At 36.3% G+C, this 13779-nt stretch carries 11 protein-coding genes; all 11 read right to left on the bottom strand.

All coding sequences use genetic code 11. The annotated features are described in order from the left end of the window. Positions 1-48 precede the first annotated feature (48 nt). Positions 49-543 carry an OmpH family outer membrane protein gene (locus tag IV494_RS09835; protein WP_196079967.1) on the bottom strand — a complete coding sequence of 165 codons (495 nt, stop codon included), beginning with the start codon at positions 541-543 and terminating at the stop codon, positions 49-51. A 33-nt stretch (positions 544-576) separates the two neighbouring features. Next, complete coding sequence (locus IV494_RS09840; protein ID WP_196079968.1) at positions 577-1221, bottom strand: OmpH family outer membrane protein; 645 nt, start codon at positions 1219-1221, stop codon at positions 577-579. 11 nt (positions 1222-1232) lie between these two features. Continuing rightward, on the bottom strand, positions 1233-3770 hold the full coding sequence (locus IV494_RS09845; protein ID WP_196079969.1) for a BamA/OMP85 family outer membrane protein: 2538 nt from the start codon (positions 3768-3770) through the stop codon (positions 1233-1235). A 22-nt stretch (positions 3771-3792) separates the two neighbouring features. Further along, positions 3793-4545, bottom strand: a complete 753-nt coding sequence (locus IV494_RS09850) for an isoprenyl transferase (RefSeq protein WP_196079970.1) — start codon at positions 4543-4545, stop codon at positions 3793-3795. 1 nt (position 4546) lies between these two features. Further along, the gene (gene porG / locus IV494_RS09855; RefSeq protein ID WP_230380061.1) at positions 4547-5464 is read right to left on the bottom strand and encodes a type IX secretion system protein PorG; all 918 of its coding nucleotides are present in this window, start codon (positions 5462-5464) and stop codon (positions 4547-4549) included. A gap of 157 nt (positions 5465-5621) precedes the next feature. Beyond that, a complete protein-coding gene (locus tag IV494_RS09860; RefSeq protein ID WP_196079971.1) occupies positions 5622-8111 on the bottom strand; it encodes a polysaccharide biosynthesis tyrosine autokinase in 2490 nt (829 codons plus the stop codon). A gap of 1 nt (position 8112) precedes the next feature. Continuing rightward, positions 8113-8970, bottom strand: coding sequence for a polysaccharide biosynthesis/export family protein (locus tag IV494_RS09865; RefSeq protein ID WP_196079972.1), 858 nt, complete (start codon positions 8968-8970; stop codon positions 8113-8115). Positions 8971-9005: 35 nt separating this feature from the next. Next, positions 9006-10124, bottom strand: coding sequence for a glycosyltransferase family 4 protein (locus IV494_RS09870; protein WP_196079973.1), 1119 nt, complete (start codon positions 10122-10124; stop codon positions 9006-9008). A 6-nt stretch (positions 10125-10130) separates the two neighbouring features. After that, positions 10131-11261, bottom strand: coding sequence for an EpsG family protein (locus IV494_RS09875; RefSeq protein WP_196079974.1), 1131 nt, complete (start codon positions 11259-11261; stop codon positions 10131-10133). Positions 11262-11277: 16 nt separating this feature from the next. Further along, positions 11278-12267 carry a glycosyltransferase family 2 protein gene (locus IV494_RS09880; RefSeq protein WP_196079975.1) on the bottom strand — a complete coding sequence of 330 codons (990 nt, stop codon included), beginning with the start codon at positions 12265-12267 and terminating at the stop codon, positions 11278-11280. Positions 12268-12277: 10 nt separating this feature from the next. Beyond that, the gene (locus IV494_RS09885) at positions 12278-13741 is read right to left on the bottom strand and encodes a hypothetical protein (protein ID WP_196079976.1); all 1464 of its coding nucleotides are present in this window, start codon (positions 13739-13741) and stop codon (positions 12278-12280) included. Positions 13742-13779 lie beyond the last annotated feature (38 nt).

Consider the following 13779-nt stretch of genomic DNA (forward strand, 5'->3'; position numbering starts at 1 on the left):
AAAACCATCCCGAATAGTCGAGATGGTTTTGTTTATTAAAATTATATCTTAAAGACCTAATTCTTTTTTCACTAATGGCGTTGCATCTGGACCGCTTTTGTAAATCAAAGCTGTTGAATCAATAATGAATTCAAATCCGCTTGCTTTAGCAACTTTGTTCACAGCACCATTTAATTTTTCGATGATCGGTTTAACCGCAGCATCTCTTCTTTGTGCTAAATCTGCTTGTGCAGTTTGCTGAAGTGCCTGCAAATTTTGCTGTTTTTTCTGCAATTCGCCCTCTTTAGCCTGTCTTTGAGCTTCTGTCATTTTAGCTCCGTCAGCTTGGTACTGTTGAACTTCTTTTTGGAAAGCTTCCGCCTGCTTGTTCAATTCGTCACCTTTGGTTTTGCTAAAAGTATCTAGATCAGATGTCATTTTTTTAGTTTCCGGCATTGAAGCTAAAATTGCTTCATAATCAATAGAGGCAACTTTTTGAGCATTTGCAACACCTACGGTTACAAACATCATTACGGCTGCAAATAATACACTTAATTTTTTCATAACTAGGATTAAATAATTTATTGTTTTTAAATTTTATTTTATTTTTCTTGCTTCTGTATTCTGCAATTTTGCAGCACCATTTTCACTTTTCATTTTTGCCTTGATCTCTCTCGATTCTTCAGAGGCTTTACCAGGTCTGTTTGGTGATTCTGTCTTCTTAGTTCCAGAATTTTTCAGCAGCAAATCTAATACTTTATCTGTATAATCATATCTTTTTTCAAGAAAAATTACACTGATGTTATTGCTTTTATCAAGAATGATGCCTAAGCTGTTTTTCTCTGATACGGTCTTGATCGCGTTCCAGATTTGATCCTGAAACGGTTTGGTCAGATTCGATCTTGCGTTATTAATTTCACCCATCGATCCAAAACGATTATTGATCATGGTTTTAATTTTTTTATCGAGATCGTCAACTTCCTTTTGTCTTTGTTTCAGCTGATCACCTACCAAAAGAACACGTTCATTTTCTAGCAGCAATTTTTTCTTATCAAACTCCGATTGCAGAGTTTGTATTTCTGTCTGCCAGTTGGTGATCTGAGAATTCAGTCGGTCTTCTGCATCTTTATACTGCGGAAGTTTGCTTAAAATATAATTGGTATCTACAACTCCAATCTTTTGGGCACTTAATAAACCCGCAAACAGAATGAAGAGCGCTGAAAATAATTTAAACTTTTTCATTGTTATTATATTTATAGTGACTGATTCATCAAGAAGTGTGTTTTCCAACCTGAAGGATCGTTACCCATCAATGTTTTATCGAATCCGTAAGCGAAATCAAATCCAATTAATCCGAAAGCTCCCATGTAAACTCTAATTCCAACTCCGGCTGAACGTTTCAACTGGAATGGATTATACGTTCCGAAAGAATTCCACGCATTTCCTCCTTCTAAGAAAGTAAGCGCATAAATTTTTGCCGTTTGATTCATGGAGATTGGATATCTCAATTCCAACGCAAATCGGTTATAAACGGTTGCACCTCCATAAGGCGTTACATCAGCAGCTTCACCACCTGTGGATGAAGAATTCTCATAACCTCTCAACGGTACTAATTCCCGTCCGTCATATCTTCCACCAATAAGTCCTGTTCCTCCTACATAAAAACGCTCGAAAGGCGGCGCACCAAGTTCTTTGTTATAACCATCTAGAAAGCCCATTTCAGCGGTGCTTCTAAGAACCATCTTGCCTACAACCGTATTGTAAATATCGGCTTTTAATTTAACTTTATAAAACTCCAGCAATTTGTATTTTTCTACCGGTGTTATGGTGGAATAATCTTTTTTGTTAAAGAGAGAATAAGGCGGCGTAAATTTTACAGAAGCTTCAATATTTGAACCCTGCGTTGGGAAAATAGGATCTAATCCTGCAGAGTTTCTGCTTAAACCAACATTGAAACTAAAGTTCTTCGCAGAACCGTTATATTCAGTTGTATTTCCGAATTGGAAAGGATAATTGTTGAAGTCATAGCTTTGGTACTGAATCCCTGTGTAAAGAGAGAAATAGTCATCCGGCCATCTCAATAATCTGTTCAAACCTGCACTTGCAGAGAAAATATTTAATTTTTGAGTTGCCCCAAACTGATCTGTATATCTTACTAATGACTGGTTTACACTTACAGAAAGTGCGGTTGGTTTTTTACCAAACAACCATGGCTCTGTAAATGAGATCCCGTAATTCTGAAAATATTGTCCTGCCTGAGCTTGAATGGAAAGTGTTTGACCATCACCTTGTGGTACTGGTTTGAAATCTTTCAGTTTCAAGAAATTTCTAAGGGAGAAGTTATTGAAAGTCAGTCCTAAAGTTCCGATGAATGATCCACCACCGTAACCTGCCTGAAGCTGAACCTGAGAAGATCCTTTTTCAACCAAAGTCCAGTGTACATCTACCGTATTATCTTGTGGGTTTGGCGTAATCTGTTGACCAACCTGTTGTGGGTCAAAGAACTGCATTCCGGCCAGATCAAAATAAGTTCTTTTGATATCGCTTTTTGCAAATAAACTTCCAGGTTTTGTTCTTAAAGAACGCAGGATAACGTGATCATGTGTGGTCGTATTTCCACTCCATGTTACTCTGTTCCAGGTTGCTTTTTCACCTTCGTTAATTCTAATCTCTACGTTGATGGAATCTCCTTTTACCGACTTTTCAATAGGTGTAACACTGGAAAAAAGATAACCATTATTCATATAAATGGATTTCAAATCGGAATCATCTTCTTTACCACCGTCTTCTCCAACTTTCTTGTTGAATCCTACTGCATCGTAAATATCACCCGTTTTGTAGCCAAGAATTTTTTGTAAATAATCAGTTGAGAACGCAGTATTTCCTAAGAAATTAATGTCACCGATATAATATTTTTTTCCTTCGCTTAATTTTACGTTGATCTCATAATCATTTTTAGGATTTCTCCAAACAGAATCTGAAACGATCTTAGCATCACGGAAACCTAATGAACGGTAATAATTAACGAGATTTACTTTGTCGTCATTGTATTTATCTTCAATGAATTTCGAAGGTTTTAAAATTCCCTGAATTCCAAATCTTTTTTGCTTTGTGTCTTTGAAGGCTTTTTTTCTCAGCTTCGCATCAGAAACACTTGTATTTCCTTCAAATTCGATGTGGCTGATCTTTACTTTTTTACCTTTCTCAACATTAATGGTCCAGTCTACCAAATTAGGATCCTGCGCATTCACTTTATCCTGAATGGTAACTTTGGCATCGGCAAAACCTTTCTTCACATATTCTTTCGGAATATTAGTTTTCAGGGTAGAAATTAAATTCTGGGTAATTTTTGTGCCCGGTTTCAGACCATTGTCTTTCGCAAGTTTTTCGCTTTTCGATTTACCGATTCCTTTTCCGGTAAATTTCACGACTCCCAGATCCTTCAGATCCTGAAGATTAAAACGCAAGATGATCTGATCACCTTCAATACTTTGAATGTACACCTCAACTTCTGAGAAAGACTGTGTTTCCCAAAGTTTTTTAATGGCGTTGCTTATTTTTTGTCCGGGGATTTCTACACTTTCATTTTTATTAAGACCTGTAAATCTTAAGATCTGCGCGGGGGTATATTTTTTTACACCATCTACAACAATGTCTTTTAGAATATAAGTTCCAGCTTCGTTTTGAGCATGAACAGGATTTTGTTCCGGGGCTTTCTGTTCGGGGGTAATCTGACCATAGAAATGTGCCGAAGCCACAAACATGATGATGGGTAAGAATTTAAACTTCATTTTTTATCTTGCTAACTTTCTTTTATATATTTTCGTCGAGCTGTTCACTTGTTTTGCCGAATCTTCTTTCTTTATTCTGATAATCATAAATACACTTGAAAAAATCTTCTTTGCCAAAGTCTGGCCAGAGAATTTCCAGAAACTGTAACTCCGCGTAGGCGATCTGCCACAACAGAAAATTACTGATTCTCACCTCGCCGCTTGTTCTGATGAGCAAATCTACGGGCGGAAAATCTTTGGTGTATAAATGGTTTTCGAACACTTTCTCGGTAATTTCTTCTTCGGTGAGTTCACCGGATTTTACCTTTGCACTGATCTCTTTTACGGCATTTAAAATCTCATGCTGAGAGCCATAACTTAAAGCTAAAATTAAATTTCCGCGCTTGTTGTCTTTGGTAATTTCTACCAACTGCAACATTTGATCTCTTACCAATTCGGGAAGTTTTTCAATATCGCCAATGACATGCATTCTTAAACCTTTAGAAAAAATTTCTTCAGCTTCCAAAAGCAGGGTTTCAGAAATAAGACTCATTAAAGTACTTACTTCATCATTTGGACGTTTCCAGTTTTCGGAAGAAAAGGTATAAAGGGTGAGATAGGGAATTTCGATTTCGTTACATGCATTCACCACCTCACGAACTGCTTTGATGGCATTTTTGTGACCAAAAGTACGTTCTTCGCCACGGGATTTTGCCCATCTTCCATTCCCATCCATAATGATGGCAACATGTTTCGGAAGCTGTTCCAAATTTAATTTATCTTTTATCGACTGCATTTTACTGTTCACAATAACAAGGTGGTCTTCCGAATGAGTAAGTAAGTCCTATAGAAACTGTATTTACCCAGTCTTTCGAATTGATATTTCCGATCTGGCGATTTTTCAAGAACGCTTCTGCTCTTGCATCTGCAATCTCTTTATAAGGACTTTCCTGTAATAGTGATTTCGTAGTTCCAACGACCACGATGTCTTTATTATAAGTTTGTTTTACACTTTTGTCATCAATAACACTATAATCGATCGAGTCTGAAAAAGTGGGCCTAAACATAAATTCCCCAAAAAGTGCCCAGTTATAATTGAACTTATATTTTAATCCAACTCCAAATGGGATCGCCATTGTAAATTGCTGTCCTGAGGTATAAGTAGGAGTCGTAGAAAAATCATCATCAGTCACTGGTCTTATCGCGTTACCACCGGGATCTCTTTTAAAATCATTTTCCAGTGTAACCTTCGTATCATTCGCAAGCAAGGCTCCAACTCCGCCAAAAATGTACGGACTCAAAAGGCTTTTTTGCTCATTATTTACGGGAAAGAAATTGTATTCAAAAATCAAATCTGCTTCATAAATCGAATTGGTCCCGGAAAGTTTACGGTATCGCCGGTAATTTTCTTTAGCAAGGGCATCGATAAACTGCACATTGCTATACCCGATATTCAAACGCACTGTTTGATAGGGATTGAAATTCATTCGGTATAAAATCCCCGCATACAACGGAACTCCATATTGTGAAACATTACTTAGCACCGGTTGCTGTAGAATATAATTGGTTCTCCCAATATCACCTACCAAATTACTCATCCCCAATTGCACCCCTACTTCGTGGCGTTGTCCTTTGTAGGAAACCGAAATAAAAAGGATCGCGATAATGGAATAAATAATTTTCTTTTGCATGAATGACTTGACGACTATTTTCATAAATAATTTTGCAAATATAAAACAATTTTAGTTTAAGGAAATTCTTAATTTTTAGTTAAATACCCTCAAAAAAGCATAATTTTTTGAATTAAAAACGATAATTAAATGTTTTTATGATTTCACTAAAATAAAACCCTCCGTTGTGAGGGTTTTAATCTTAAGTATTGCCGAAAAGTTTTCTTAATTTATTTCTAACTCTAATGAGGGTTGGTTCCCTGTAATTTTTATCTTCATCAAAATAACCATACCCATATCCGTAACCATACCCGTAACCATATCCATAACCTTGCTGCGACTGATAATCATTGTAAACCAAGCCCAGATTTTGCACTTCATGTTTATGATATTTCTCGGTGATCATTTTCAACATATATTTTTCGGTATATTCATGTCTTACCACATAAATACTGGCATCTGCATATTTCATCAGTTCAAATGAATCAGCAACCAAACCAACCGGCGGCGAATCGATAATGATAAAATCATAATGATTTTTTAACTCCTGAATAAATTCAACATTACGCTGACTCATCAAAAGTTCTGAAGGATTTGGCGGAATCGGACCAGAGGTTGCCACATCGAGATCAGCAATTCGGGTCTTATTAATGATCTGCTCCATCTTCACTTCACCCGTGAGGTAATTCGAGATACCGTATTTATTGTCAATTTTAAAATCTCCGAAAATTTTAGGTTTTCTTAAATCCATTCCGAGTAAGATGGTTTTCTTTCCACTTAATCCGAGAACTGACGCAATGTTGATCGACACGTACGTTTTACCTTCACCACCCACAGAAGAAGTTACAAGAATTACCTTGGATTGATCATTCTCTTTGTGCAGAAATCTCAAATTGGCTCGAATTCCCCTGAAAGCTTCAGAAATTGAAGATCGAGGTTGATCCAGAACAGTAAGATTATTTTCATGCGTATTTTTTCCGACCACTCCAAGAAGTGGAATTCTGGTCGCCTGAAGTAGTTCTTTGATATTCCGAACTCTATTGTCCAAAGCTTCAGAAAGCCCTAAAATTAAGAGTGGCAAAAGCAACAAACCGCCAATAATGGTGTATTTAGTTTTTTTCACATCTGGCGCGATCGGACCTTGACCAAGATTTTTTGCGTTATCTATAACGGTAATATCTGATTTGTTCGTCGCTACCCGAATCTGCGTTTCATTCTGTTTGGTGAGTAAACTGTTATAAGTGGCTTCGATCATGTTATAGCCGCGCTCAACATCCAGATATCGACGTTCTTTTTCCGGATAAGTTACTAAGTCTGCGCTTTCCCCTGCGATCTGATGATCAATTTTGGAAAGTTCATTTAAATAACTGGTGTAATAATTTTTGAGTGAACCTGTTGAATTTCCTCTGGCTTCATTGATCAACCTGTTAATTTCGCGCATCGGCTCCGAATTCGGCGTATAAATTAGCGCAAGTTCTCTTCGCTTCAGATACAAAGCTTTCAGTTCGGAAACTGTTGCATTGAAAGAACCATCTTCGATTCCCGCCGCGTTCATACTGATCATACGGTCCAAATTTTGAGAAGCCAGTGTGTTTTTTATATTGTTTAAAGAATTAATCTTCGTAATGATCACGGCTTTTTTAGTTTCGAGATCTTTAATTCTTTGCAGCGATTTCTCGTCACGGTCTTTGATATCATATAATCCTTCTGTAATTTTCATTTGATTAAGAAGGGTCGCGCTGGAATCTAATTTTTTCCGAATTTTTGCCAGATTATCGAAAAGGTAATTCTCCGTGTTTTTATCAACGGTATTTCTGTCAATTAATCTCTTTTTTTGCAATTCATCAACCGACGTATTTAGAAAATTAACCGTTCCATTTAAATTATAACCACTTTTTGAAATGATCATGATCGTATTAATTTCTTTATCGAAATCAACGCCGATCGTAGAAACTAAGCTGTTTACAGTCTGATTTACAGTAGAAAGTGAAAAAATAATATTATCAAATTTGATCTGGCTCGGTTGCGGATTTCTTACCAGTTTAAATTTTAAATTCGGCGAAACATACCATTCATTAACAGCAATTACTTTGTTTGCAGGTCTGCTGTAACGGGAAACATTGCTGAAATTTTCTGTAGCAAAAGAATACAGCGAAGTCGTTTCGCCCTCATCTGGCAAAACAACTTCATAGCGATCGCCACCTTTCGGAATCAGCGTTATGGAATAATTAACCTGCTGCAAGTGGGATCTGTCAATTTCCAAAAAAACAGGAGAATCGTATTTATCCAGATAAGTTTGCTTGATGAGACCTTTGGTGGTGTAATTAACATACAGATCGAGTTGCTTCACCAAATATTCATTATGCGATCGCGACAAGAGCATTTTTTTCAGATAAATCCCATCTTGATTACTATTTTGTCCCCAAATGAAATTGATCGACTGATTTGGCGTGAAATAGCTCGCAGTATTATTAGAAATACTTAGCGACAGGTTAGACGCATAAATTCGCTGTGCATAATATTTGCTGTACACCCAGGAAATACCATATCCTAAAATTGCCATCAAGACGAACCAATACCAGTTTTTTATGACTCTTCGTAAAAAGTGTTCGAAATCGAAAAGCGCAAAAGCACCTTCCTTCTCAGTTTGGGTGCTGCCCGATCTTTCTAAATTTTCTTTTCCCGGAATCATCTTAGAGTCTTGTTAAAATTAAGTAAATTGAGATCGCGGTAGTAATTACCGAAACTCCGGTAGTTAAAGTTTGTATAGGATCTTTTCCTAATCCGTTTAAGTTTTTGGATCGGGTATTCAGAAAAATTTCGTCTCCATTTTGCACCCAATAGTAGGGAGAATTCATAACATCTTCCCGGGTCAGATCAATTTTTGCAATTTTTATTCCTTCAGGTAATTTCCGGTGTATGACGATATTAGTACGATCTACTGTGCGATTTAATCCACCATTACTCGCAATTGCTTCTGTGATGGTCAAAGTATTTTTATGTGCTTTCTTTTCACCGCTGATCTCTACGGTTTCTACATCGCCTAAAATATAATACGTGATCCCATCGGTGTTTAGACGAACTTCAGATTTGCCTTCCACAAAATTTTCGTTAACGCGTGTCTGAATTTCCTGCGTGATATCTTCAATCGTTCTTCCTTCTGCTTTTACAAAACCAATTCCCATGATATTGACGTCGCCTTTAGAATCAACTTTTAATCCACTAAAATAAAAATTAGAGTTCCCGCTTTGTGAACCCGATCCACCTTGTACTGAGCCAGAGCCGGCCCCAGTCGCAGTTCCGCCTATTCCTGAAGGAGCATTGAGCATCGAATAAAATTGCGCCGCATCCCCTTTCGGAGTTGTGACAATATTCAAATTCAACATGTCATTTTTGGTCACCCGATAGATCGGAATATTGTAAGGAACCAGACCTTCCCCATCGATGACAAGATTTTCATTGGGCTGCATATATCTTACATCTTTGGTAGTGGTGCAAGAGTAAAGCAAAAATGGTAAAATAAAAAAGAGTAGAAGTTTATTAATTTTCATCAGTTATAGGGTGTAGTTTACAAAAATAACAATAATTAATTGGTTGTTTTTCTAATTGCTAAAATAAATCTCGGAATATAAGCGCCAATGAATCCCAAAGCGACGATGACAACCAGCAAAAGGTTCACATTGAGATGTCTAAAGTAGTAGGCAACGGCAACAATAAAAAGATAGTATACTATAATATAAAAAGTAGAACGTCTGTGCGTTAATCCTAGATTCAGTAAGGAATGATGGATATGATTCTTATCTGCAACAAAAGGTGATTTACCTGTGGAAAGTCTCACAATAAATACATTTAGCGTATCAACAATTGGAAGAATAAGAATCGCCATCGCGATTGCAGGCGCCGACTGCAAATAATATCTTGGAACCTCCGGAAGTTTTTTATCGATGAAAATATCAATAAAACAAATCGCGGTAAATGCTAACAGAAAACCCAGAATCATAGAACCTGTATCGCCCATAAAGATTTTATTAGCCCGGTAATTTGATAAATTATAATACAAAAACCCAGCTACGGAACCAATAATTACGGCAGAAAGGATGACCAAAGGATAATTATAAGGCCCAAGCCGAAAGTAGCTGATACCAAACAAAGCACTGCAAATAATTGAATATCCTCCTGCTAAACCATCAATCCCATCAATTAAATTGAAAGCATTAATTAAAACAATAAAGGTAAAAATACTGATGACCACACTAAAAAAATAAGAAAGTTCATAGATCGCAAAAAGACCAAAGAAATTTCGGATGCGCACATCAGAACCGATCACCATCAAAGCCGTTACAATAATTTGGGCAAATAATTTTTTGTACGCTCGCATGACCACAATATCGTCCATCACGCCGATGTAAAGCAAGATGACCAAAGAGGCGAATAAAAATTTATAGAGATCGAACAATTCAAAAGCGAAAATAGAAGCACAAACCGACAACGAATAAAAAATTGCAATTCCACCTAAATTAGGTATTTTCCGTAAATGGGAACTTCGGGATCCAGGTTCATCCATCAAATTTTTCCGTCTGGAAATTTTCGCAATGGTTGGGATCGATAAAAAAGTCAGTAAAAAGGAACACAGCATGCCCAGTCCCAATTTAAGATAAAACTGCGGAATTCCTGTTTCTGTGATAATTTCTTTTAATTCATTCATTTCTTGCTACCAAAGTGCATTCGTATATCGATCGATGGTAAAGCCACCACGATGACCATTACCACTTCCAAAATAAAAAAACATTGCGACAAAATACGCCATAAATCCAAGATAAAGAATCTGTCTTGTTTGACCTTTTACTGCATATACCAAATTGCTTAGACAAAACATCGTTACAAAAAACATATAAGCTCCGGGAAGCCGCACCGCGAAAATCTCATTTGACCGAAAGATATAAAATAAAGCCAGCCCGAAAACCGAGAGATTTCTCATATACTCATACCACCAAACCTCTTCGCAGCCTTTCTTATCATATTTTATTAATATGACGATGAAAAATAATTTCACAATATCATTTAATCCCGTTTCAACCTGTGTCCCATAATATCGATCATCTAAATAACCGGTGTATGCTCCGGAAACATCGTCGGGCGAAATGCTGCTAAAAAAGCTTCCTCCTAAACGATACAGCTCAAAAGGAGAAGCAAGTAAAGAAGCCACTAAGATCCAAAAAATTCTTTTACTGTTGAGCGGAATTTTCACGATCCAGTAAGCCGGCAAGAATACGATAGCCGTTTTATGAAAGCCCAGTGCAATATAGATACAGAGCAAAAACATAAATAAGTTCCGCTCCTTGATAAATTTAAAAGATGCGACACAAACTGCAATTCCCAAACCTTGCCTCATCTGTCCCGAATCCTCAAAAAACATGATCGGCATGAAGTAGAACAGTAATGCTAATGAGGGATAGGCAACATTTTTGTAGATCGTCGTAAATTTTAAAGTTACCGTAATGAGGGCCATTATAAAAGTCACGATATAGAACGGAAGGCCAAAATCAAAAATAATTTTATTGATCAGTACAAAAATCCATTCGATTTCTTCAGTATTTGGTCGGAACAGCGCTTTATCGAAAACGTCGCCGTAAGTGGTATAAATTGCAAAACCGGAGAAAAGCATTTTATATACAGGATAATCTGCACCTGCATTGATCCTGAATCCAACAGAAATAATTACCAGAATTCCCGCAACCCACACAAATATGCTTTGTTTTTTTTCTAGTTTGAAAATTTCCCAGTAACTCGCTGCCGCAAGAAAGAGAAAAATCAAAATAAAAATAGGGTGCAGAATTGGCATCGGCAGAATTGTGTTTTTAAACTAATTTTCGCAACAGTTTCTCCTGCCTGCTAAAATAGAGTAGATAATAAATTTTTTTTCGTATCGGCAAAGATAACAGATAATTCTTTCCGAAGCGCTGATAAGAAAAGATTTCTGAAGCAGTAATATTATTTTTCTTGACGAATTTTTTTAATTCCTCCGACATTTTGAAGTAAAGCTGATCGTCTTTTACAAAAGCGAGATAGGCGAGAAAAGAATAAACCCCTTCTAAAATCTGAAAATTCTTCCACTCCTTCATTTTATTGGAATAAACAGAATTTCGGAACACAACCTCCACATCTTCAACTGCTTTCAATATATCAAGACCTTTGTCGGTGTGCGTTTTAGTAATCGAATCACTGCGTTCTAAATATTGATAATGATATGCTTGCGTTTGCGCAATAATTTTACATTCTAAAACCAATTGCGGAATCAACTGAATATCTTCAAAATGAGCTTCTTTTTTAAATCTCTTATTCTGAAATAATTCTTTTTTGAAGATCTTATTACACGCGAAATAACTGATATCCGAAAATAAAGAAAAGTTTTCTTCTAAATTAATTTTCTCGGGCATATTCGGAATTTGAGTCAGTTTCTGCGTGACATTTCCGTTTTCATCTACTTTTTGCAGATTACAGATCACCATTTCTGCGGAATGTCTTTGAGCCAGGGAATACATTTCTTCAAACATATTTTCGTAAACCTCATCATCACTGTCAACGAAACCGATAAATTCACCATCTGCACGATCTAAACCAAAATTACGTGCGTCACTTAAACCACCATTTTCTTTACTAAAAGCTTTTATTTTTAAAGGAAATTTCTCCTGAAATTCCTCGATAATTTTCGCAGATCCGTCTGTACTTCCGTCGTTGATGACTAAAATTTCAATTTCCAGCAAAGTTTGATTCACCAGAGAATTTAAACATTTTCTCAGGTATTTTTCAACATTAAAAACTGGAACGATTATCGAAACTTTATTCATCAAAAACTATTTATTTCACCATTTTGTACAGAAAATAATCTTTTCCTATCGGTCTTATTTTGTAAATCCATTTTAGAATTGAAGGCGCATTATCGTGAATTTTTGCAATTGGATAAACTTTCACCAATTGATAACTGGCGTCAAATGCAGCACTATCTTCAGGTTTAATGGCGTACCGAGTGTTTGGTTCACCAGGTTTTTTGGCAATAGTCAAAATATAATTCGGTTTAAATCTTTTAACCGAATTGATCCACCAGAAATTTTCATCTTTCAACATTTCATCATTGATCCTTTTATCTACCAAACCGACCTCATCATACGTATAAAGATTCGTATAAAACGGAATAATTCCGGCAGGTTCCAGAAAAATCGACTGTTTTAAACTCACATGATCTTGATTGATATCCGCTGCGATCTGCATTCGTTGACGTTCTTCCATATAACCAATCGTGTAGGATTGCAGAAGCTGAAAACTGTACAAAGCAAATGTGACTAAAAATGTGACTGGAATTAAAATTTTCTTTTTTAAAGGTAAAAAGTCAAGGACATAATATAAAACCACCACAAACATAAAAACCCGCGGTAGCCAGTAATACCAGTCGAAATAAGCTTTAAAATAGGAGAAAACCGTAATCTTTAATAAAGCAAAAACAACGACCGCGCTCAAAATAACTTTAGTTTGAAATGAAATTCGCGATCGATCTTTTACGATCTTAAAAATATAGTAACCCAGCAATATTAGAAATGCGAGAAATGCGAGAAAGGTGTAAATCGAATATTTCTTGATCAAACCACCATAATACGCCCATTGATACAAAAAATAAGTAAAACTATTATTCTGGATGAGGTTTTTATAAGCTACTTTTTTAGCGGTAATCGTATGGTTTACCAATTCTCCGAAGTATAAATAATTGAAGGAAACCACAGACAGAAGTCCCAGAATTCCACCTAAAATAAAGAGATAATTGATTTTTTTTCTGATGATCATATCTGCAATAAAAAAGACGCTGAGGAAAATTACGGTATCAATTCTTGTCCAAAGCAGTAAAATTGGAAAGAGCAAATAAGCCCATTTTTTACCTTTGAAAATACCGGAATAAATAAGTCCGTTGTAAAGGAAAAACAAAATCCCGTATTCCATGCCCAAACCTGAAGCGGCGAGTGCTGGGGGAAGCATATTTAGAAAAACCACGAAAAATCCGCGTTTCCAAATATCATCTGGAAAAAGAATTTTTGCAAGCCACAAAGAACCGATTGCGAAAAGAATTCCACTGAAAATAAGCAGTGGATAAATAAAATATTCCCCAAAAATGAGCTGAAAAAAAGCAGTAATTAAAACGTACAAGTGAGTCGTAGAAGCTGAAATCCATTCTTCACCATTGAAACCCATCACGCCATAATTGACGAGATTTCTGGCAACACGCCAAGTTATAAAAGAATCTTCCTGAATGTTTTTGGTTAATAACAGCGGCAATTTTATAACAGCCGTGAGAATTATCAGCAAAAAAGAAT

This window comes from Kaistella gelatinilytica, assembly GCF_015679325.1.
In the GTDB taxonomy this organism is placed as follows: Bacteria; Bacteroidota; Bacteroidia; order Flavobacteriales; family Weeksellaceae; genus Kaistella; species Kaistella gelatinilytica.